The organism is Solemya velum gill symbiont, from assembly GCF_002020255.1.
Classification (GTDB): domain Bacteria; phylum Pseudomonadota; class Gammaproteobacteria; order Chromatiales; family Chromatiaceae.
Genome location: NZ_MPQG01000002.1, coordinates 269,991 through 291,710, shown reverse-complemented (window position 1 = coordinate 291,710; position 21,720 = coordinate 269,991). Strand labels below are relative to the sequence as shown.

Genomic DNA, 21,720 nt, shown 5'->3' with positions numbered 1-21,720 from the left:
GAATGAAAAAAATCACATCTCTTTGCTTTTTGGCATGTTTGCGTGCTTTTGGAAGGCGTTGAGGAGTCTGTCCCTCTGCATGGTGTCATCCACAATCTCGGCGTAATACCATTTGATTGCGGCTTTTATCATTGGTAGTTGCCGACTACTGATGGCGAGTGAGCCATCAGCAGCCTTCGCAGCGTAATCAAGCAAGGTCTCGCGGCTGGTAGCGGCGCACTCCGAGCCACCGGGAGGATAGGCCGTGTGTGCGTATCGACGCATTAATTCAGCGAGCTGTTCCCCTCTACCGTCCGAATTCTCGAAAGTGAGCCGGGGGCGCCGCATCATGGTCTCAGCTTTTGCCGTAAACCGGCACAGCGGCACCGGTAACGCAGCGTGCTGCATCTGAGCACAGGAACGCGACGACATCGGCGAGTGCTGCGGGTGGAACCCAGTTGTCAAAATCAGCGTCAGGCATGGCTGAGCGGTTTTCCGGTGTATCGATGGTACCGGGAAGGATGCAGTTAACATTGATGTTATCCATTTTATGCTCTGCAGCCATGCTTTCTGTCAGGGTGATTACAGCTGCCTTGGAAGCGCAGTAGGGTCCCATGGTTGCCTTACCTTCCCTGGCTGCGCGTGCAGAGATGCTGACGATCCGGCCAGCACCTGTTTCAATCATCTGCGGGATGGTGACACGAGAGCTGTGGAAGACAGACTGCGCGTTAAGTCCCATCATCATCTGCCACTCCCTGTCACTCGCCTCGTAGAGCTTGGAGCCCATTGCGAAACCGCCAGCGATATTTGCAAGGTAGTCACAGTTGCCGAACTGCTGCTTTACTGCATCTGCCATGGCAGCTACCGATTCAGGTTCGAACAGGTTGGTTTTGATGCTGATACAGGTGGTTTCTGCAGGGAGCCTTGAAGCGGTTTCTGCCATACCTTCCTCGTCGATATCAACCAGGGCGATTTTTGCACCATCCTGAGCAAACCTTTGTGCTACTGCTTCACCCAGGTTGCCAGCCGCACCCGTGATGATAATGACCTTGTCTTTGAACTCCGACATTCTTATCCCCTTGTGGTTTCTGCTTTTTAACAGTTTCAGCTATGAGCAGAAAGTTACAAGTTACAAGTTATAAGGTTTTGTAGCGAAACCAGGGACAGTCAGTTGTCAGCAACTAATGAGCAACGATCAACTAACCCAGCAGTGCTTTGATATTTGCCAGGTGCGCCTTGCCTTTTTCTACGGTTTTTTTCTGTTCGCCCTTGCGGCCCTGCCATTCGAGCAGCTCTTCCGGTAGTTCGTCGAGGAATCGACTCGGTTCACAGCTTTGCCATTCGCCGAATCGACGGCGTTTTTCACACATGGTCATGACCAGGCGGTGGCGTGCACGGGTTATTCCTACATAGGCAAGGCGGCGCTCTTCCTCGATATTCTCATCATCGATACTGTTCTGGTGGGGGAGGATGCCCTCCTCGATACCGACAAGATAGACTACAGGAAATTCCAGCCCCTTGGCAGCGTGTAGGGTCATCAGGTTGACGCGGTCCGTGTCGCTGCCCTCGTCCTGGCGTTCGAGGATATCCATCAATGCAAGATGATTGACCAGTTCCAGTGGTTCAGCCTCTTTCTCTTCCTCAAGTTTCGCCAGCCAGTTGACCAGTTCCAGTACGTTTTCCCAGCGTTTCATGGCTACTGTTTCCGAGGTGCTCTTTTCGTGCAGCCAGTCAGGGTATTCGATTTCGTTGAGGGCCTGTAGCAGGCTGCCGGGGACGCCTTCTTCGAGAGCCATGCGCTGGAATGTTTCGATCCAGTCAGAAAATGCATGCAGGCGCTTGCAGCGGCGTTCGTCAATCGTCTCCCTGATGCCGAATTCACGACAAGCCGAGAGTAGGCTGATGTCACGCTCGTTGGCGTATTGTGCAAGCTTTTCCAGCGTGGCCGGTCCGATATCACGGCGTGGAATATTGATGATACGCAGAAATGCGGTGTTGTCGTCGGGATTGGCAATCAGGCGCAGGTAGGCCATTGCATCCTTCACTTCGGCACGTCCAAAGAAGGAGAGGCTACCGCTGAGAAAGTAGGGCAGGTCATGGTGGCGCAGCGCTTTCTCGAAGGCACGAGCCTGGTGATTACTGCGATAGAGAATGGCAATATCGCCAAGTTTCCTGCCCTGAAACTTGTGCATCAGAATGTCTGAAACGACCTGTTCGGCTTCCTGCTCCTCTCCCTTGCACTGGATTACCTGGATCTTCTCACCCTGTGCCAGCTGGCTCCACAGGCGTTTCTCGAAAATGTGGGGGTTGTTGGCGATCAGGCTGTTTGCAGCATCGAGTATAGTGCTGACGGAGCGGTAGTTCTGTTCCAGCTTGATTACCTTCAGCATCGGGAAATCCTGCTGCAGTTGGCGCAGGTTATCGGGATTTGCGCCGCGCCAGGCGTAGATTGACTGGTCGTCGTCGCCGACCACTGTGAAGGCCTGCCTGATGCCTGCGATCTGCTTGACCAGTTCATACTGACTCAGGTCAGTGTCCTGGTATTCGTCAACAAGCAGGTAGCGAATCCGGTTCTGCCACGCCTCAAGAACTTGCGGATGCTCACGGAATAACAGTACCGGGAGACGAATCAGATCATCAAAATCGACTGCATTGTAGGCTCTGAGAGTGCGTTCGTAGGCGCCGTAGCATTGTGCAGCGCGTAGTTCGAGGGCGTCTTCAGCCATGCTGACTGCCTGTGCGGGCGTGATCAGCTTGCCTTTCCATTCGGAGATTTTCCAGCGGATACCTTCGGACTTGTCGTCGTCATCCGCGTTGCGCAGCAGTTCCTGCACAAGTGGGCCAGTATCTTGTTCGTCGAGCAGGGTGAAGCCCGCTTTCAGGCCAACATGCATATGTTCCTTCCTGAGGATTGTCAGGCCCAGTTGGTGGAAAGTACTGACCTTGAGCCCACGTGCTTTGCCGCTATCCATCAGACCGCTGACACGACCTCGCATCTCGCGCGCAGCCTTGTTGGTGAAGGTGACGGCCATGATCGCGTGCGCCGGTATGCCGGCTTTTTCAATCAGCCAGGCGATTTTGTGTGTAATCACACCCGTTTTGCCAGAACCGGCTCCGGCAAGTACCAGTAGCGGAGAGCCTAGGTGGTGGACCGCAGACTGCTGCTCAGGGTTGAGATTTGTGGCAGCCATCAGCGAGTGATTCCGGTATCTGTTTCAGGGTAACTGGGCAATTGATTCGATCAGGTTAGTCGGCTCAGCATCACTGGCGCCGTGTTTTGTCAGGAAGTGGTATTATCCAGATCAACACACAAAAAGTAACCTGTATTTAGTGGCAATGGATAAAAAAAATAGCAAAATCGAAAGCATGTCTCAGCGCCCGGCGCATGAGTCCTGGCGAGTTTTCCAGATCATGGCCGAATTTGTCGGTGGTTTCGAGAAGTTACAGTCAATCCAGCCTGCGGTTAGCATTTTCGGGTCGGCTCGTACGCCGGAGATGCACCCCTGGTACGAGAAGACGGTGACACTGTCGCGGCTCTGTTCGGAAGCCGGTTTCGCTGTCGTATCTGGTGGTGGGCCCGGTATCATGGAAGCAGCTAATCGGGGCGGCAAGATGGGCAAGGCACCCAGCGTCGGCCTCAATATCTCCCTTCCCCAGGAGCAATTTTCAAACCACTACCAGGATATTAGCCTCGATTTTACGCACTTCTTTGCGCGCAAGGTGATGTTCGTTAAGCATGCTGTCGCCTATATTGTTATGCCCGGTGGTTTTGGCACACTGGATGAGTTTGCCGAGATTGTCACCCTGATCCAGACTGGCAAGAGCCGCCGCATCCCGATTATCCTTGTAGAGAGGGATTTCTGGACAGGTCTGATCGACTGGTTTGAAAAAACCATGCTGCATCATGGCACAATCAGTGAAAATGACCTTGATTTGATTCAGATTATCGACGATCCTGAAGAGGTCGTTGAAGCAATATTCAAACATTATGAAGGGCGTAGCCTTGAACCCTCTGAAGCAGAAAAAGATCTGCTGATGGAGCTTTAAACAGGATCCAATATGAAACCGATTGTATACAGTATTTGTCTTGTATTGCTCTCCAGTGGAGCAGTTACCGCAGCTGATCAGGTAGCGGCACCGCCACCGCCAAAACTGCAAAAGCCCGGGGATGTGACGCTTAAACGCTACCTTGCCGAAGAGCAGCGCAGGAAACAGGAAGAGTCAGCACCGGCACGACATAATGTCACTGTCGTCAAGGGAGAGGGTGCGACTGTTTACGAGTACCGCCGCGATGGTGGCCTCTATCGAACCGAGATTGACCCCAAGCACGGGCCGGTCTATATATTCGATGACACGGATGCTGACGGGACTGTCAACGACGGTGGAGCCGATCCACACTCCCAAGATACGCAGATGTGGAACCTGATGAAGTGGTAAATCTGGCTGCCTGATATTTCTCTGCTTCGTTCATCTTCTGTTCAGGGTGGTTCATCTAGTCTGTTAGCCACAGTAAGAACGAATGGCTCAACAGGAGAAACAAAATGAAACTTCGACTTATTTCAGTTGCAACTGCAATATCAGCACTACTGGTTGTCACACCTGCAGTTGCTGACAAAAAGGATGGTCACCACAAGCACGGCGGTAAAGATAGTAGCGTGATTGTTGTTCGTGGAGACAGGGATCGCGTCACCAGGCATTCGCACAAGCATCGCCATGGTGACAGAAAGCATGTCCACAAACATCGCCACGGTCCAAGGTACAGTCACCACCGAAATGGACATGGTCATAAAAAGGGTCGTCATCACCGTCGTGACCATGTGGTAAAACATAAGCATTGGCATCGTCATCCCGGTGGTCTAAAACATTCGCACAAGCATAAGCACGGAAGAAACTTTTCACATCACCGTGATCACGTCCGTCACTATTCAAGCCATGATCATTTTGATGCGGAAGACTTCTTTGCCGGAATGCTTCTCTACGGAATCATTGATGGACTTGACGAGCATTAAGAGTAAGCCAACTTGTCCAGCAATTCTCAATGTCAGGAGTCACGCAGAATGTACCTACGACTCGCACTGCTGATATTCCTGCTACTGGCACAAGGTTCTCTCGCTGCCCGTTCTCACGATAATGGGAACGGGCACAGGGAGCTCTCGCGTGAACAGGCAGCAGCGATAGCCCGCAAGCGGCACCCTGGCAAGGTGCTTTCGGTCAGGCGCATTAAAGGCAAGAAGCCACCCGCATACCGCGTCAAGATACTTTCTAAAGGTGACGTGCGTGTGATCAGGGTGCCCTGAGGGGATTGCCGTGCGTGTACTGATTATAGAAGATGATGACAGGCTGCGTGCTCAGCTTGTACAGTTGCTTCAAGATGGTGGCTATGCGGTTGACATGGCGTCTGATGGTGATGATGGTCTATTCCAGGCGCTTGAAAATCCGCTTGATATGGAGGTCATTGATCTTGGCTTGCCGGGAGTCGCGGGCGACGAGATTATTCGCCAGGTACGTGCTGCCGGTCTCGACTATCCCATCCTTATCCTGACTGCACGTGATGCCTGGCAAAGCAAGGTCGAGGGGCTTGAAGCCGGAGCTGACGACTACCTGGTTAAACCTTTTCACCCCAAGGAACTGATTGCACGTCTGGGTGCGCTACTGCGCAGAACCGGTGGCTGGACTCAGGCGGTGATGCAGTGTGGTCCGTTAAAGCTGGATACTGCCCGACAACGTGTGACGATGCATGACGAGGAGATTGAGCTCACCGCATATGAGTATCGTGTTCTCGAATATCTCGTATTGCATGTCGGTGAAGTGGTTTCAAAACGCGCGCTGATTGAACAACTCTATGACGAGGAGAGCGACCGCTACAGTAATACCATCGAAGTGTTTATCAGGCGCTTGCGCAAAAAACTCGATCACGACAACAAGCTCGATCCCATCGAAACACTGCGCGGGCGGGGTTACCGTCTGACACTCGAGCGGAGCAATCATTGAATTCAATTCACGCTCGCCTGCTTCTGGCAGCAACGGCCGTGTTGCTGCTATTTGTCGTTATAACAGCGTGGGTTATGCAGCGTGCCGATCAGGAGCGCCTGCTGGTTGCGGTTGATACCAGGCTGCAGGGCCTTGTATACGGTGTGCTTGGTGCTACCGAGGTGAGTGACAGAGGTGAGATCCTTGTTGACCGCTTCAGCCTGCCTGATTCGAGCCTCGCGCAAGCCGGTTCCGGACGTTACGTGGTCATACAGGATGCGCAGGGCAGGATAGTGTGGAAATCGGACTCTGTCATTGATCAGCTTCCACCGCTGCAAACACCGACAGTCGGCGAATGGCTAAAGATACAGGATGGTGACTATATTGGCAGCGGGCTCGGTGTACGCTGGTATGTTGATGACAATCCCCATCGCCTGACATTGTGGGCACTTGAATCGGCCTCCATGTCGAGAAGTGAATCAGAGGTGTTTGCCACCACACTTGTTATCTGGCTTGGCTTGTTGTCGCTGTTGCTCCTGGCGATTCTATACCTGGTTCTTCGTTGGGCGGCTGCTCCGATTAACAGGCTGGGCAGGGCAGTGGATGAGGTACGCTCTGGCGAGCGTCGCGAAATTGTTGCCGCAATGCCGAAGGAGCTTGAAACGGTAAAGGCTGCAATCAATCGTCTGTTGAAACACGAACGTGGACGTCAGTCACACTACCGTAACAGCCTTGGTGACCTGGCACATAGCCTCAAAACACCGCTCGCTGTATTGTCGAATGATGCACACGCAGCGAATGATGAAAGCAGGATAGAGCAGTTGCAGCGCATTGAAGAAATACTCTCATACCATTTAACACGCGCAACAAGTAGTGAAACTACTGCTTTTGCCGAACCACTCGCCATTTCATCTCTTCTGCGCCGCCTGTGTGATTCTCTGCAACGTGTTTATCGTGACAAGGGGGTCACAGTCAGCCTGAACTGTACAGAGGGACTGCTTGCCAGTTGTGACGAAAAACTCTTTTTCGAGGTCGCCGGAAACCTGCTTGATAACGCTTTCAAGTGGACTGAATCAAGTGTCACGGTGAGATGCGAGAAACAGGGTGGCAGCATGATTGCCATCGTCATCACTGACGATGGCCCGGGTTTCGGCGAGTCTGATCCATCAATCTACCTGCAGCGAGGTGTGCGTGCTGATGAACGTGTGGCAGGGCAGGGTATCGGCCTGTCAGTTGCCCAACTCCTTGTGACTGAGGCTGGTGGTGAGTTGAAGCTGGAAAATGCACCTGCAGGCGGAGCCAGGGTATCTCTTTTTCTGCCTGCGGTTTCTCAGAATTGACCTGTCGTTCATACTATTGACTTCACCACCCCGAACAGGCTTCCCGTATTGGTGTAATGGCCTTTAGGAGCGTCGTCACCGGCGCGATAAAATGTCCTGGGGCCCGTCAGAAACAGTGCATGAATACCAGTACTCAGGATAGGGCCTCAACCAGCATACGCAGCGCCATACCACGATGACTCATACTGTTCTTGGTATCAGGATCGAGCTCAGCTGAGCTACAGTTGTGTGATGGCACGAAGAATATCGGGTCGTAGCCGAAGCCGTTTTCACCGCTTGGTTCGGTCAGGATGCGTCCTTCCCATGTACCCTGGCAGATAATTGGTGTCGGGTCTTTTGCATGGCGCATGTAAACCATGATGCACTGGAATCGCCCGGTGCGTTGTTCCGGCGCAACGCCCTCCAGATCCTTCAGTAGCTTGATGAGATTCTCTTCGTCGGAAGCGCCTTCACCTGCATAGCGCGCCGAGTAAATACCGGGTGCCCCGTCGAGTGCATCCACTTCGATGCCCGAGTCGTCAGCAATTGCTGGAAGGCCACTGTGAAGTGCGGCATTGCGAGCCTTGAGTATGGCATTTTCGACGAAAGTCAGACCGGTCTCCTCGACTTCTTCAACAGAGAAGTCCGACTGAGGAATCACTTCGATGTGGCTGGATTCCAGCAGCTGGTTAATTTCGCGAACCTTGCCGGGGTTGCCTGAGGCGAGAACAAATTGGCGTGTTGTCATGGTGCTAATGAATATCTGGATGAAACTGCAAACATCATACCATTTCAGGATTATGAGCCGTACCCTGGTAAAGAAAAAAGCCGGGACAGTTGCCCCGGCTTCTCAGTTAGCCTAGTGCCCTCGCAGGCTGTCGAAATACTCCGGCAGGAAGAGTGATATCTGCGGAATATAGGTGATCAGCATGAGGAAGAAGAGCAGTAGCAACATCCAAGGCAGAACCGCCTTGATGACCCAGCCCATGCTGTGCCCGGTTATCCCCGCGGTAACGAACAGGTTGAGCCCTACCGGCGGTGTCAGCATGCCGATCTCCATGTTGACGACCATGATGATGCCGAGATGAATCGGGTCGATGCCGAGTTGTGTCGCAATCGGGAACAGGATTGGGGCCATGATCAGCAGGATCGCCGATGGCTCCATGAAGTTGCCGGCAGCCAGCAGAAGCAGGTTGACGACGATCAGGAATGCCCATGGCGGCAGGCCCATTCCCATGATGCCCTCGGTAATCATGTGCGGAATACGCTCTGTTGTCAGCACGTGTGCAAACAGGAAAGCGTTGCCGATGATGAAGAGCAGCATGATACTGACCTTGGCAGCTTCCATAACGACTTTACGCACTTCGGGATCGAAGAATGACTTGACGATCACGGTTGGGAACTGGTGAAGGGCGCGAGTCAGAACCGACGCGCTTGATTCACCCTCATGGCGCCATGGAACGTTCTTCAACGGACCTATATCGCGATAACCGTAGACGGCAATCAGGAATGCATACACGGCGGCAACAGACGCGGCTTCAGTCGGGCTGGCAACACCACCGTAAATGGAACCGAGCACGATGAAAATCAGCATCATGCCACCAAGCGCTACCCAGCCTGTTTTCAGGAAATGCTTGATGCCGGGGAAGGGTTGTGAAGGCAGGCCTTTGATGCGTGCAACAATATAGATAGCTATCATCAGGAAGCCACCCATCATCAGGCCGGGAATAAAGCCCGCCTCGAACATGCGTGCAGCGGAGACCTCTGTCGCTGCAGCATAGACCAGCATGACGATTGATGGTGGTATCAGGATGCCCAGGGTTCCGGCATTGGTAATGACACCGGCAGCAAATTTTTCCGGGTATCCGGCGCGTACCATGCCAGCGATAACAATAGTTCCGATTGCGGCAACCGTGGCCGGAGAGGAACCTGAAACTGCAGCAAACAGCATACAGGCCATGACGGATGCCATTGCAAGTCCACCCCTGACGTGTCCGATTGCGGCAATCGCGAAATCGATCAGGCGTTTTGCAACACCGCCGGTTGAGAGGAAGGTGGACGAGAGAATGAAAAAGGGAATTGCGAGCAGGGTGTAGTGCTCGGATTCGGCCTCGAACAGTTTCAGCGCAACTGACCCGAGAGAATCGTGCGAGAAAAAGAGTATTGTCAGCACGCTCGACAGGCCGAGTGCCACGGCGATTGGCGTGCCGATAAAAATCAGTACAAAGAGCGCGAGAAAGAGAAAGGCAGTTGTCATGACTTGTTCTCCTTCAGTTCGGCAGCGAGTTGCATGTTCTCTTCGGCTTCGTCATGCATCATCAAGCGTGTTTGCTTGCCCTTGATGACACGAATCAATACCTCCAGCAGGCGTACGCCAAGAAAAACAAAGCCGAGCAACAGGATGCTGTGCGCTTGCCATTTCTGTATTGGTAAATCATCAAGTTCAATACCAATAAGTACCATCTTGTCGAGATAAACATAAGCGCCGTAGATAAACAGCCCGCAATAAGTGAGTGCCGCCAGCAGCATGATGCCGGTAACGATACGTTGTGCGTTGTGGGGCAGTTTCTTGACCAGGAAATCGACACCGATGTGTGCGCCAACCCTGAGTCCGTAAGACATACCGAAGAGGACCAGCCATGCAGATAGGTGCAGTGTTAATTCCTGTGCCCACATAACACCCGCGCCAAAAGCGAAACGCATCAGTGTTTCGGTAAAAACCAGTAATGTCATGGAGACGAGTAGCAGGGCGATGATGGTTTCTTCTGCCTTGTGGAGTATGCGAAGCAGCATGGACCTTTCCTTTATCTCTTGTTATCTGTTGTTATGTGTCTCCGGCTGCTGTGAGGCAACCGGAGACAGTATGAACAAGTCTAGTTGATATTCAGGCGATGTGTTATTGATGGCTTATTGGCCAATAAACGTTTGCCTGAAAACCAGTCTCTTGCTTACATGTTTGAAGCAGCTGCTGCCTCGATCAGGTCTGCGCCGATATCACCTTCAAACTGCTTCCATACAGGTTTCATCGCCTCTACCCACTGCGCACGCTCTGCATCACTGAGAGAAAGAACCTCGGAACGACCGCTGTCGATAATCTTCTGACGATCTTCAACAGCTTTCTGTGCTGCAATTTCGTTACCGATAACGAGTGCCTCGTTTAGCGCTTGTTGTACGCCGTTACGGGTATTAGCATCCATTCCATTCCAGAACTCGGCTGATGTGACCACCATGTAGTCGAGAACGCCGTGATTCGACTCGGTAATGTATGGCTGCACTTCAAAGAATTTCTTTGAAAAGATGTTGGACCAGGTGTTCTCCTGGCCATCGATCGCCCTGGTCTGCAACAGGGTGAAAACCTCCGAGAAAGGCTTTTTCAGTGGAACGGCTTCAACCGCTTCGAACTGTGCAGCGAGTACGTCGGAAGACATGATGCGGAACTTCAGTTTTGATGCATCGGCTGGAGTGCGCAGGGGCTTTGATGCAGAGAGCTGCTTAAGACCATTGTGCAGGTAACCAAGGCCAACGAGTCCCTTGCTTTCGAGAGAAGTCAGCAGCTTTACACCAGCATCACTTTTCTGGAAACGCTCAACTGCTGCCATGTCCTTGAACAGGAAGGGGAGGTCATAGACCTGCAGTGCCTTGGTGTATTTCTTGAACTTGGAGAGTGAAGGCGCAGCGATCTGCACGTCGCCCAGTAACATGGCCTCGAGAACCTTGTTGTCTCCAAATAGCTGTGAGTTAGGGAAAACTTCTACAACAACCTTGTCACCCATGCGCTCGGCAATCAGGTCCTTGAACTTGTTTGCCATCTGGCCTTTTGGGGTATTCTCGGCAACAACATGCGAGAACTTGATCGTAATCGGTGCCGCAAGTGCTGTGACTGAGGTCATGGCAAAGCTGCCGGCAACAGCCAGTGCGATAAGAGCTTTTTTCATTGTCTGATTTCTCCATTATTGGTTTAAGTGCCCGATCCGTTAGAGACGGACTTCGGTCACGTAAAAGCATTGGAAGAATCGTGCCAAGCTTTTGTTCTAGGAAATAATAATTATAATAAATATACTAAAACAAATAGTTAACAATAAAATCTATTGTATATTCTAGATATATTATTTTCCGTAATTGGCGGAAATCCGCCACTTTTCAGGTGATAGCCATGGGGGAAAACCGCCCCTCAGGGATGTGGAAGTGTCCCGGGAGGCAGGACGCCGGGAGGGACCGCCCCTCCAGCAAGGACGCAGTAATGTCTCGGGAGGGACAGTCGGTAATTATTCGATTTCGCTGTCGCGGTAGCGTTTTCGATCAAGCTGATATTTCTGCATCTTGTCCGAGAGTGTCTTGCGAGGCAGACCAAGGGCTTCCATGGTCTCCTTGATGTTGCCCTTATGGCGCAACAGAGACTGCTCGATCATCGCCTTTTCAAAACAGGCCACCTGCTCTGGCAAGGGTACGCCGCCGCTAACATCGCCCGATTGCATCAATGCAGCAAGGTCGTAGTTGAACTCCTCTCCCATCAGAACATAGCGTTCGGCAATGTTGCGCAGCTCACGGATATTGCCTGGCCAGTCATGCCCCATCAATGTATGCAAGGCCTCGGCTGAGAGCGGGGGTACTTCTGATTCACAACGGGCGGATGCAACCAATAAAAAATGCTGGAACAGCAGTGGAATATCCTCGCGGCGTTCACGTAGTGGTGGCAGCTCGAGGGTTAATACGTTGAGTCGATAATATAGATCCTCGCGGAATTCGCCACGCTCTGCTGCTTCTTTAAGGTCAATCTTGGCCGCGGTGACAACGCGCAGGTCCAGTTCAATCTGCTGATTAGAACCAAGGCGTTCGATACTGCGCTCCTGCAGAACACGCAAAATGGGGACTTGGGTTGAAAGTGGCATGCTTTCTATCTCGTCGAGAAACAGGGTTCCGCCATTTGCATGTTCGAACTTGCCGACGCGTTGTGCCTTGGCATCGGTAAATGCGCCCGCCTCGTGACCAAAGAGTTCACTATCGAGAAGCTGCTCGGGGATTGCGCCACAGTTGATTGCAACAAAGTTGTTGTTACGACGCTGGCTGTGTTCGTGCAGTGAGCGTGCGACCAGTTCCTTACCGGTACCGGTTTCGCCAATGATGAGCACGTCAGTATCCGTGTTGGCGATACGAGCAATAGTCCGCCGCAGGGATTCAATCGCAGGTGCCTTGCCGAGGATGCGTGGCCCGATCCTGGAGCTCTCTTCAAGTTCCTGGCGGAGTTCACGGTTTTCCAGGCTCAGGCGTCTCTTTTCAACTGCTCGCCTTGTCGTGTCGACCAGTTCTGATGACGGGAAGGGTTTTTCGAGCAGGTCATAGCCGCCTTCTCGTATTGCAGCGACGGCTGTCGAGACATCGGCATGGCCGCTGATCAGAATGACAGGTATATCTTTATCAATAGCGATAACCTGCCGCATCAATTCAAAACCATCTATTCCCGGCATGCGAATATCTGTGATCAGCGCGCCGTCAAAACTATCGCTGATCTGAGCCAGTGCATCAGCTGCATTGTCGAATGGTAGAACATCAAAGCCAGCCAGCTTCAGCGATTGGGACGCCGATTCGCGTACCGGGGCTTCGTCGTCAACCAGGATGATCTGTGTCATTGCATCTTTCCGCTAGTGGGCAGGGTCAGGGTAAAGACGGCGCCGCCATCTTCATGATTGCGTGCCTCGAGTGTGCCGCCCATCTCTTTTGCAAGCCGATAGGAGATCGAAAGGCCAAGCCCGAGGCCCTTGCCAACTGACTTGGTCGTAAAAAATGGCTCAAACAGGTTTGGGATAACCTCGGTATCGATACCCGGGCCATTATCCCTGACCGACAGGCAAATCGTATCCTTCTGTTCCGGTTTCATCTGGCGCCTGATTGCTATGTGGATTTTCGGTTGCTCTCTATTCTGGATTGCCTCGACTGCATTCGTCAAAAGATTTACCAGGATCTGTTCTACCCAGATCAGGTCTGCCATTGCGTAAGGCTTTGAATCAGGTGGGGTCCATTCGACCACGGCATCACTGATGCGTGAGAGGCGAGGGTGCAGGATTGCGAGTGCATTTTCCACTGCGACGCTGAGATCAACACAGACTATCTCTCCCTGGCTTTTACGTGAGAAGCTTTTCAGTTGATGCGTAATTGCTGCCATGCGCTCAGTCAGTTTCGTGATTTCACCGAGGTTGGTTTCGACTGTCTCCGAATCGCCATGGGCAAGGAACTGGGTTGCATTATCTGCATAGGCACGAATTGCAGTGAGTGGGTTGTTCAGTTCGTGGTTGATGCCTGCGGCGAGTTCACCAAGCGCTGCCATCTTTGCAGCCTGAACCAGGTTCTCTTGCGCCAGTCTTAGTTCAGCTGTTCGTTGCTCAACCTTTGTTTCAAGTTCCTCGCGTGCACGAATTTCAAACAGGCGGCGTTCGGCCTGGCGTTGCCACCAGACGCCTAGCAAAAGCCCCGCCAGCAGCAATACAACCAGTCCAATTGATGTGACCAACACAGAGAAGTTGGTCACACTCGTGGTCGGTGCAAGAACCGAGACTGTCCAGTTGGCAGTATTCATTATACGGCTCTGTACCAGGTAATCACTCTTGCCAATACGCCAATGGAGGGCATTTTCACCACCCCTGCTTTTCTGGCTGATGCCGATGGCGTCGAGCTTGACTTTGCCGTAGCGACGACTCTCCCTGAGAGCTTTTTCCTGTGCGCTGCTGAGTGGTTCCAGCGGCCTCAGGCGCCACTGGCTGTTACTCGAGAGAAACACCATTTCATCAGGGCCCGTGACGATAAATTCAAATTTTTCATCAGGCCAGTTTTCTTCAAAATCACTGATGGAGATTTTCGTGGTGACCACACCGGTGACATTATTTCCGTCATATACGGGTCTGGAAAAGTAGTAGCCACGCGCTTTCGAGGTGGAGCCTAGCGCGTAGTAGCGCCCCAGCTTGCCCTGCATTGCTTCCTGGAAATAGGGGCGGAATGAGAAGTTCTTGCCGATAAATGTCTGTTCAAGATTCCAGTTACTCGCAGCTACCGTGGTGCCGTGTGGAGTCATCAGGTAAATATCAGAGGTGCCGGCAATATGGTTGGATTTCTCCAAGTAGCGGTTGACAGCATCGGGGTTGGTTGTGTGTCCGTCTGCAAGATCAGAGAGATAGTTCTTCACTGCATTCTGTTCTGCCAGGAGTGCAGGCAGGTAGATATGTCGTGCCAGTGTTGTACTCAGACCGTTATAGATTCGTGCCAGGTGCTGTGAGGCTGCCTCGTTGAGTTGTTCCTCTGCGATATTGCTGGAGGCCAGGTAGAGGGGGATCAGTGCGGCAAGCAGAAACAGTATCAGCAAGGGGCGAAACGCGCCGTGCTTGTACTCAACAGGTGGTTGTCTCAATTGCTCCATGACATGATTGTGCCTTGATCAGGATGGATGCACCAGTCGGCAGATTCTGAACTGTCTGTATATGATCTACCTCATTGATAAGATGTCGGCTTTAGGATAGCCTGTGCGCTGGAATTTTTTTTGATAACACTCGACTCCATTTTGGAAACAGAAACGACCTCATCATCAAAGCTACTGCTCGAAGCGGACTCGCTCGCCTGCATTCGCGATGATCGCTTGCTGTTCGAGAATCTCTCGTTCGGTATTCACTCGGGTGAGGCGGTTGTGCTTGAGGGCAGGAATGGAACCGGCAAGACGACCTTACTGCGAATTCTATGCGGATTGCGCCGTCCCGACGAAGGTGAGGTGCGCTGGAATGGAGAGTCAATCGAGCGCTGTACCACCGAATATCATCGCTATATGGCCTTCGTCGGACATACGGATGGTGTCAAGCGGGAACTCACTCCTCTTGAGAATCTGCGCGTTCTTCAGACGCTCTGTGGAAAGGGGAATCTATCTATAGAACAGGCACTTGAAGCAGTAAAGTTATACGGTTTCGAGGATGTTCCCGTGCACTACCTGTCTGCCGGACAGAAGCGCCGCGCCGGGCTTGCGAGACTGCTGGTGACTGATGCACGTATCTGGGTTCTCGATGAGCCATTCACCTCGCTGGACCGGGAGGGTATCAAGCTGACCGAGTCCCTGATGGACCTGCATCTATCTAATGGTGGTGCGTTGGTCATGACCTCGCACCATGAAGTCAACCTGCTTGCGCCAAATACGCAAGTGATTAACCTGTCGGCCTGATTATGTCTGTCTGGAGCGCTTTTATTCAGCTGATTCGTCGCGACCTCGTCCTTGCACTGCGCAGACGCTCCGAACTGGCCAACCCGATTCTCTTTTTCGTCATGGTGATTGTGCTGTTTCCGCTTGGCATCGGAGCAGAGCCCAATCTCCTGGCACGCATGGCGCCTGGTATCGTGTGGGTTTCCGCACTACTTGCAGCGCTCTTGTCAATGGACGCGATTTTCCGTTCCGACTTCGAGGATGGAACACTTGAGCAGTTGCTGCTGAGCGCGCAACCGCTGCCGGTACTGATTCTTGCAAAGGTATCCGCTCACTGGCTGGTCACTGGCCTGCCGCTGCTGATCGTTGCACCTCTGCTGGCGGTTTTTCTGGGTATGTCGGAAACTGCCCTGGGTGCACTGCTGATTTCACTCGCGCTGGGTACACCAGTACTTAGCCTGATCGGTACAATTGGCGTTGCACTGACTGTCGGTTTACGCCGTGGTGGTGTGATACTCTCGCTGCTGGTACTGCCGCTTTACGTGCCGGTACTCATTTTTGGTGCATCGATGGTCGATTCGGCTGCAACTGGATTGTCTTTCAGTGGTCAGATATATATTCTTGCAGCATTTCTTGCGCTGGCGCTGTCACTGGCACCTGTTGCCGCAGCTTCAGCGCTTCGCATTAGTTTAAGTTAGGGTAATACGGGACAAGATGAACATCTTCATGAAATGGTTCCACCGGTTGGGTTCACCACCGTGGTTTTATAATATCAGCGGCAAGCTGATTCCCTGGTTTGCTGTTACGACCATCCTTACACTGGTGGTCGGGATGTACGGCGGCCTTATACTGGCACCGGCCGATTACCAACAGGGTGACAGTTTCCGGATTATCTATGTTCATGTGCCTGCGGCATGGATGTCACTCTTTATTTATATCGTTATGGCGGTCGCAGGTGCAATCAGCCTCGTCTGGCGCATGAAGATGGCAGACGTCATGCTCATCAGCAGTGCATCTGTCGGTGCTTCCTTTACTTTTATTGCCCTGGTGACCGGTTCCCTGTGGGGTAAGCCGATGTGGGGGACCTACTGGACTTGGGATGCGCGCCTGACCTCTGAACTGCTGCTGCTGTTCCTCTATTTCGGTATCATTGCGCTCTACAATGCGGTCGAGGACCGCCAGACGGCATCTCGCGCTGTTGCTGTCCTGACCCTTGTGGGTGTAGTCAATATACCGATTATTCACTACTCTGTGGAGTGGTGGAACACACTGCACCAGGGAACCACGGTGGCTCGTATGGATGGCCCGGCAATGGACAGCTCGATGCTGTGGCCCTTGCTGACCATGGCAGTCTGTTTCAAGCTCTATTATATCTGGGTGTTGTTGGTAAAGGCGCGTGCCGAGTTACTTTCACGTGAGATCAATAACGGCTGGGTCAGGGAGTTGGTTGGAGGAAAAGCCAATGGCTGAATTTTTCGCAATGGGCGGTTACGCCTTCTTTGTCTGGATGTCACTCGGCATCACGGCAGTTGTACTGGTGGCAAATCTTGCCTGGGCAAGTATGAGTCATCGTAAGCAGTTGCAGCGCATTTCAAGACGCGTACGCAGGGAGAATCTGAAAACATGAGAGCTATTCGCAAAAAACGACTCGGTCTGATCCTGTTAATGGTAGCTGGCGTCGCTGTTGCCGTCGGCCTGACACTGATGGCACTTAACGAGAACATCAACCACTTTTATGATCCTACCCAGATCAAGGCCGGTGAGGCACCTGATAATCACATCTTCCGCGTTGGCGGCATGGTTGTTGATGGCAGCGTCAGGCGCAATGAGGGTGATATTAACGTCGAGTTCGGACTTACTGATTACAAGGAGTCTGTAACGGTACGCTATAGCGGAATTCTTCCAGACCTGTTCCGTGAGGGGCAGGGCATCGTAGCACTCGGCAAACTCGATTCTGAAGGTGTCTTTGTGGCCGAAGAGGTTCTCGCCAAGCATGATGAAAATTACATGCCTCCTGAAGTTGCCGATTCACTCAAAAAGTCAGCTTCCGCTGACAAGTAGACGGGCTTAATCATGATTCCTGAACTTGGACAGGTTGCACTGGTACTCGCACTCGGGATGGCATTCATCCAGGGTATATTGCCGTTGATCGGCGCTCAATTCGGTTACCGCGGCTGGGTCGCGATTGCACGACCGGCTGCTCGTGGACAGACGTTCTTTCTGCTGGTCGCATTTGTAGCCTTGCTCTACTCATTCCTGACCAATGATTTCTCGGTCAAGTATGTTGCGACCAACTCCAACACACTGTTGCCAACGATTTACAAGGTCTCTGCTGTATGGGGCGGACATGAGGGTTCACTGCTGTTGTGGGCGTTCACACTGTCGATCTGGAGCTTCTTAATCACTTTCTTCTCCCGTAGTATGCCTGACCTCGTGGTTGCAAGAGTTATCGGTGTAATGGGACTCATCAGTGTCGGCTTTCTGCTTTTCATGATCCTGACTTCGAACCCGTTTGACAGGGTGCTGCCGGCACTTGCCGAGGGACGTGACCTGAATCCGCTGTTGCAGGATTTCGGGCTGGCGATACACCCACCGATGCTTTATCTCGGCTATGTCGGATTTGCAGTGCCATTCGCCTTTGCTGTTGCCGCCATGCTGGGTGGAAAACTGGATGCTTCGTGGGCGCGCTGGTCAAGGCCGTGGACAAATGTAGCCTGGATGTTCCTGACCCTGGGTATTGCACTTGGTAGCTGGTGGGCTTACTACGAGCTTGGCTGGGGAGGCTGGTGGTTCTGGGATCCTGTCGAGAATGCCTCCTTTATGCCATGGCTTGTTGGTACTGCCCTGATGCACTCGCTAGCTGTGACTGAAAAACGCGGTACATTCAAGGCGTGGACAGTATTGCTGGCAATTTTCACTTTCTCATTGAGCCTGTTGGGTACGTTCCTGGTGCGTTCAGGTGTTCTCACTTCGGTACACGCCTTTGCATCTGACCCCGAGCGTGGTGTGTTCATACTTGCCTTCCTGTTCGCGGTTGTTGGCAGTTCGCTGACACTCTATGCATTCCGTGCAGCCGATATACGCAGCCAGACGAAATTTGAGCTGGTGTCGCGCGAGACGGGTCTGCTGATGAACAATATTCTCCTGGTGGTGGCTTGCGCCAGTGTGTTGCTGGGTACGCTTTACCCGCTGGTGCTCGATTCGCTCGAGCTTGGGAAAATCTCTGTTGGCCCTCCCTATTTCAACTCGGTGTTCGTACCATTGATGGTGCCTCTGGGTGTGCTGCTTGGTTTTGGAGCCCTGGCGCGCTGGAAGCGTGACAGCTTTGCAGATCTGCTGAAGAAACTCTCACCTGCAGTTGTGATCAGCGTGGTCGGAAGTATCGGTCTGACCTTCCTGATGCCGCAGTTCAAATGGCTTTCAGTACTCGGGCTTTTCATTGCACTGTGGGTTATCTCTGCAACCGTTATTGCTTTCAGGCAGCAGCTGGGCGGTCGTTCACCGTTCGCTTTGTCGAGAGGATTCTGGGGCATGACACTTGGACATATCGGTATCGCTGTATTTACCGTTGGTGTAACCCTGACCTCACTCTACAGCGTGGAAAAAGATGTCAGCCTCAAGGCGGGTGATCATTATGAACTTGCCGGATTCGATTTCCATCTTAAAGAGATACAGCCGGTTCGCGGTCCTAATTATCAGGGTCACCGTGGTGTTATCGAAGTTATCGATGCGGAAGGTCAACGTGAATCACAGCTGTATGCCGAGAAGCGAAACTATTTCTCAAGCTCCATGCCGATGACTGAAGCGGGTATCGATGCAGGCCTCACGCGTGATCTGTTTGTGGCCCTCGGTGAGCCGCTTGGTGGTGATGCCTGGGCAGTCCGTCTCTATCACAAGCCTTTCATTCGATGGATCTGGTTGGGAGCAATCATCATGTCGTTGGGAGGCCTGTTAGGTGCAACCGACCGTCGCTACTTTGCAATGGCTCGTCGTAGGTCCAGGGTGGTTAAAGGCGCTGCGGAGGCTGCTGCATGAAGAAAACACTTTTACCGCTGATCTTTTTTGTTGGTATGGCGGCGCTTTTCTATTTTGTACTCGGCAAGATGAACAAGGGGGAATACAACCCGCGTGATATTCCGACCGAGTTTATTGGCCGTGCAGCACCTGAATTTGCTCTGCCAGACCTGTTTGACCCCAGCGAGACTGTCAGGCCATCCGATATGATGGGCAAGGTCTGGTTACTCAATGTATGGGGAACCTGGTGTCCCGAGTGCTGGCGTGAGCATGATTACCTTCTCAAGCTGAAGCGTGACGGTGTGCCGATTATCGGCGTCGACTGGCGCGATACAGAGGAAGATGCAAAGGACTTCCTCAGGCGCAAAGGCAATCCGTTTATCAAGGTGCCCTTTGATCCGAAAAGCGTTGCGGCAATCGAGTGGGGTGTTTACGGTGCACCTGAAACATTTCTTATCGATGCGCAAGGCATAATACGCGTCAAGCATGCAGGTGGTATGGATCCCAAGGTATGGAATGAAAAGTTTGAACCCTGGTTTTCTGACGGGAGTGCAGTCAAGTGAGAGTTCTAGTTTTAATCATTAGCATGGTGCTTTCCGCAAGCGTGTTTGCCAAGGTTGAGGCGCTGACATTCGATACGCCTCAGCAGGAAGAAACCTACAAGCGCCTGATTGGTGAGTTGCGTTGCCTCGTCTGCCAGAATCAAAATATTGCTGATTCAAACGCTGAACTGGCACAGGACCTGCGTGCCAGGACATACGACCTGGTCAAGCAGGGCATGAGTGAACAGGAGATTATCGATCACATGGTGCAGCGCTATGGCGACTTCGTCATGTATCGTCCACCACTCAAGTCGACCACCATTTTTTTATGGATAGGTCCTTTTATTCTGATGTTTGTTGCTGTTGTTCTTGTTCTTCTCTATGTTAAGAGACGCAGAAACGAAGAGCAGGAAACCAACGTTGATGACGCCAAGCTCGACGCGGCGCGTAAACTGCTGGAGAGCGAAAAAGAATGACTCTTTTCTGGATAGTAACGGCTGTCATGCTTGTGATTGCCATGGTGATGGTTGCGCCTGCATTACTGCGGCCTGTGATTCGTAATACATCTACCGGTGATTCGGAGAATACCGAGATTGCACGTGAGAGACTGGAACAGATTCGCCAGTCACATACTCACGGTGAATTGAGTGACTCTGAATTCGCCCAGGGTGTGTCGGAAGTTGAAGCGATACTCGCCGAGGAGTTGGCAACACAGGAGAGGAGCGAACTTACGGGTAACCCGTTTGGGAAAGTTGCTCTGATCGCAATAGTTTTGTCATTGCCGGTGTTTACATTTTTTCTCTATCAGTTCGTTGGTACTCCTGAGGGAATCGATGCTGAGAAAAGTGCAGCTCAGCAGCAACAGACTCCTGCCGGTCATCAAACTTCACAAGAAGGTGAAATGCCATCTATGCCTGACCTGGTGGACCAGTTGGCTATCAAGCTGCAACAGGAACCGGAAAATGCAGACGGCTGGTTCATGCTGGGACGCAGCCAGATGACTCTCGGCCGCTACGAGGATGCCGTCGCTTCGTTCCGTCAAGTGGACGGACTGGTTCCGAACACCTCACCCGTGCTGCTTGCACTGGCCAATGCCGTTGCGATGGCACAGGGTGGACAGATTGCCGGTGAACCTGAAGAGTTGGTTTTAAGAGCGCTCGAGATCGAACCGAATGATTCAATCGGCTTGTGGCTTGCCGGTAATGCGCGCCATGAAGCGGGCGATTTTCAGGGTGCGATCGATTACTGGCAGCGTGCAATTCCCCTGTTGGCGGATAGTCCTGCAGACCAGCAGGAGCTGACTACACGTATGCAGACAGTTGCCTCGCAGGCAGGTATTAGTCTAAACGATACGCCTCAGGCACTAGCACCAGTATCGAAAACCCTTACAGTAAAAGTCTCTCTCGACGCTGCACTGGCTGATCAGCTGACAGGCACCGAAACCCTGTTCGTGTTTGCTCGTGCCGTCAGTGGATCGCCAATGCCACTTGCCGCCTCAAGGCATAGCGTTAATGAATTGCCGGTTGAGGTTGAACTGACCGATGCCATGGCAATGATGCCGGCGATGAAGCTGTCCGGTTTTGACGAGGTCAAGGTAAGTGCAAAAATCTCTTCCAGCGGTAGTGCGACGCCCGGTGAAACTGATCTTGTTTCCGAGGCTGTGGTTGCAAATCCTGGGCAGGGCGAAGCAGTTTCACTCGTCGTCAACAAGCAGCGTCAGTAACAA

The 21,720-nt window shown here is 52.4% G+C and carries 24 protein-coding genes; 15 read left to right on the top strand and 9 right to left on the bottom strand.

Going from position 1 to position 21,720, the window contains the following annotated elements; genetic code table 11:
• Positions 1–12: 12 nt before the first annotated feature.
• The 3 genes from BOW06_RS03485 to BOW06_RS03475 all read right to left on the bottom strand — a co-directional run bounded on the left by BOW06_RS03485 (position 13) and on the right by BOW06_RS03475 (position 3,170).
• Positions 13–330 carry a hypothetical protein gene (locus tag BOW06_RS03485; RefSeq protein ID WP_043115304.1) on the bottom strand — a complete coding sequence of 106 codons (318 nt, stop codon included), beginning with the start codon at positions 328–330 and terminating at the stop codon, positions 13–15.
• Positions 331–334: 4 nt separating this feature from the next.
• The gene (locus BOW06_RS03480; RefSeq protein ID WP_043115305.1) at positions 335–1,048 is read right to left on the bottom strand and encodes an SDR family NAD(P)-dependent oxidoreductase; all 714 of its coding nucleotides are present in this window, start codon (positions 1,046–1,048) and stop codon (positions 335–337) included.
• A gap of 130 nt (positions 1,049–1,178) precedes the next feature.
• On the bottom strand, positions 1,179–3,170 hold the full coding sequence (locus BOW06_RS03475; RefSeq protein WP_078454253.1) for a UvrD-helicase domain-containing protein: 1,992 nt from the start codon (positions 3,168–3,170) through the stop codon (positions 1,179–1,181).
• A 145-nt stretch (positions 3,171–3,315) separates the two neighbouring features.
• On the opposite strand from BOW06_RS03475, the gene BOW06_RS03470 reads away from it, so the two are divergent.
• The 6 genes from BOW06_RS03470 to BOW06_RS03445 all read left to right on the top strand — a co-directional run bounded on the left by BOW06_RS03470 (position 3,316) and on the right by BOW06_RS03445 (position 7,289).
• Complete coding sequence (locus BOW06_RS03470; RefSeq protein ID WP_078454254.1) at positions 3,316–4,026, top strand: LOG family protein; 711 nt, start codon at positions 3,316–3,318, stop codon at positions 4,024–4,026.
• A 12-nt stretch (positions 4,027–4,038) separates the two neighbouring features.
• The gene (locus BOW06_RS03465) at positions 4,039–4,416 is read left to right on the top strand and encodes a DUF2782 domain-containing protein (protein WP_043115309.1); all 378 of its coding nucleotides are present in this window, start codon (positions 4,039–4,041) and stop codon (positions 4,414–4,416) included.
• 104 nt (positions 4,417–4,520) lie between these two features.
• Positions 4,521–4,988, top strand: coding sequence for an FAD-linked oxidase C-terminal domain-containing protein (locus BOW06_RS03460; RefSeq protein WP_078452764.1), 468 nt, complete (start codon positions 4,521–4,523; stop codon positions 4,986–4,988).
• 48 nt (positions 4,989–5,036) lie between these two features.
• On the top strand, positions 5,037–5,276 hold the full coding sequence (locus tag BOW06_RS03455) for a PepSY domain-containing protein (RefSeq protein WP_043115313.1): 240 nt from the start codon (positions 5,037–5,039) through the stop codon (positions 5,274–5,276).
• Positions 5,277–5,286: 10 nt separating this feature from the next.
• Positions 5,287–5,970: a response regulator transcription factor gene (locus BOW06_RS03450; protein WP_078455103.1), complete on the top strand. Its 684-nt coding sequence runs from the start codon at positions 5,287–5,289 to the stop codon at positions 5,968–5,970.
• Complete coding sequence (locus tag BOW06_RS03445) at positions 5,967–7,289, top strand: ATP-binding protein (RefSeq protein WP_078454255.1); 1,323 nt, start codon at positions 5,967–5,969, stop codon at positions 7,287–7,289. The genes BOW06_RS03450 and BOW06_RS03445 overlap by 4 nt, the downstream gene beginning before the upstream one ends.
• A gap of 133 nt (positions 7,290–7,422) precedes the next feature.
• Here the strand turns inward: BOW06_RS03445 and rdgB are convergent, their stop codons facing one another.
• The 6 genes from rdgB to BOW06_RS03415 all read right to left on the bottom strand — a co-directional run bounded on the left by rdgB (position 7,423) and on the right by BOW06_RS03415 (position 14,673).
• Positions 7,423–8,016, bottom strand: a complete 594-nt coding sequence (gene rdgB / locus BOW06_RS03440; RefSeq protein WP_043115318.1) for an RdgB/HAM1 family non-canonical purine NTP pyrophosphatase — start codon at positions 8,014–8,016, stop codon at positions 7,423–7,425.
• A 111-nt stretch (positions 8,017–8,127) separates the two neighbouring features.
• On the bottom strand, positions 8,128–9,525 hold the full coding sequence (locus tag BOW06_RS03435; protein ID WP_078459449.1) for a TRAP transporter large permease: 1,398 nt from the start codon (positions 9,523–9,525) through the stop codon (positions 8,128–8,130).
• The gene (locus tag BOW06_RS03430) at positions 9,522–10,061 is read right to left on the bottom strand and encodes a TRAP transporter small permease (protein WP_179115082.1); all 540 of its coding nucleotides are present in this window, start codon (positions 10,059–10,061) and stop codon (positions 9,522–9,524) included. Before BOW06_RS03430 ends, BOW06_RS03435 begins: the two co-directional genes overlap by 4 nt.
• Before the next feature lie 155 nt (positions 10,062–10,216).
• Entirely contained in the window at positions 10,217–11,203 is a 987-nt protein-coding gene (locus BOW06_RS03425; protein WP_078454256.1) for a TRAP transporter substrate-binding protein, read from the bottom strand.
• Between the two features lie 330 nt (positions 11,204–11,533).
• Positions 11,534–12,895 carry a sigma-54-dependent transcriptional regulator gene (locus tag BOW06_RS03420; protein WP_043115322.1) on the bottom strand — a complete coding sequence of 454 codons (1,362 nt, stop codon included), beginning with the start codon at positions 12,893–12,895 and terminating at the stop codon, positions 11,534–11,536.
• Positions 12,892–14,673 carry a sensor histidine kinase gene (locus tag BOW06_RS03415; protein WP_052131932.1) on the bottom strand — a complete coding sequence of 594 codons (1,782 nt, stop codon included), beginning with the start codon at positions 14,671–14,673 and terminating at the stop codon, positions 12,892–12,894. Before BOW06_RS03415 ends, BOW06_RS03420 begins: the two co-directional genes overlap by 4 nt.
• 141 nt (positions 14,674–14,814) lie before the next feature.
• Here BOW06_RS03415 and ccmA point away from each other — a divergent pair, with 141 nt between their 5' ends.
• Genes ccmA through ccmI form a run of 9 tightly spaced genes read left to right on the top strand, consistent with a single transcriptional unit; the run spans position 14,815 to position 21,717 of the window.
• Positions 14,815–15,459 carry a cytochrome c biogenesis heme-transporting ATPase CcmA gene (ccmA, locus tag BOW06_RS03410; RefSeq protein ID WP_078452791.1) on the top strand — a complete coding sequence of 215 codons (645 nt, stop codon included), beginning with the start codon at positions 14,815–14,817 and terminating at the stop codon, positions 15,457–15,459.
• Between the two features lie 2 nt (positions 15,460–15,461).
• Positions 15,462–16,136, top strand: coding sequence for a heme exporter protein CcmB (gene ccmB, locus BOW06_RS03405; RefSeq protein ID WP_043115323.1), 675 nt, complete (start codon positions 15,462–15,464; stop codon positions 16,134–16,136).
• Between the two features lie 28 nt (positions 16,137–16,164).
• Positions 16,165–16,908, top strand: a complete 744-nt coding sequence (locus BOW06_RS03400; RefSeq protein WP_179115083.1) for a heme ABC transporter permease — start codon at positions 16,165–16,167, stop codon at positions 16,906–16,908.
• A complete protein-coding gene (ccmD, locus tag BOW06_RS03395) occupies positions 16,901–17,065 on the top strand; it encodes a heme exporter protein CcmD (protein WP_078452761.1) in 165 nt (54 codons plus the stop codon). The genes BOW06_RS03400 and ccmD overlap by 8 nt, the downstream gene beginning before the upstream one ends.
• Positions 17,062–17,499 (top strand): cytochrome c maturation protein CcmE, encoded by a 438-nt coding sequence (gene ccmE, locus BOW06_RS03390; RefSeq protein WP_043115325.1) that lies wholly within the window; start codon positions 17,062–17,064, stop codon positions 17,497–17,499. Before ccmD ends, ccmE begins: the two co-directional genes overlap by 4 nt.
• A 12-nt stretch (positions 17,500–17,511) precedes the next feature.
• Complete coding sequence (locus tag BOW06_RS03385) at positions 17,512–19,473, top strand: heme lyase CcmF/NrfE family subunit (RefSeq protein WP_043115327.1); 1,962 nt, start codon at positions 17,512–17,514, stop codon at positions 19,471–19,473.
• Positions 19,470–20,015, top strand: coding sequence for a DsbE family thiol:disulfide interchange protein (locus BOW06_RS03380; protein ID WP_043115328.1), 546 nt, complete (start codon positions 19,470–19,472; stop codon positions 20,013–20,015). Before BOW06_RS03385 ends, BOW06_RS03380 begins: the two co-directional genes overlap by 4 nt.
• Positions 20,012–20,470, top strand: coding sequence for a cytochrome c-type biogenesis protein (locus BOW06_RS03375; RefSeq protein ID WP_043115329.1), 459 nt, complete (start codon positions 20,012–20,014; stop codon positions 20,468–20,470). Before BOW06_RS03380 ends, BOW06_RS03375 begins: the two co-directional genes overlap by 4 nt.
• A complete protein-coding gene (gene ccmI, locus BOW06_RS03370; RefSeq protein ID WP_052131934.1) occupies positions 20,467–21,717 on the top strand; it encodes a c-type cytochrome biogenesis protein CcmI in 1,251 nt (416 codons plus the stop codon). The genes BOW06_RS03375 and ccmI overlap by 4 nt, the downstream gene beginning before the upstream one ends.
• Positions 21,718–21,720 lie beyond the last annotated feature (3 nt).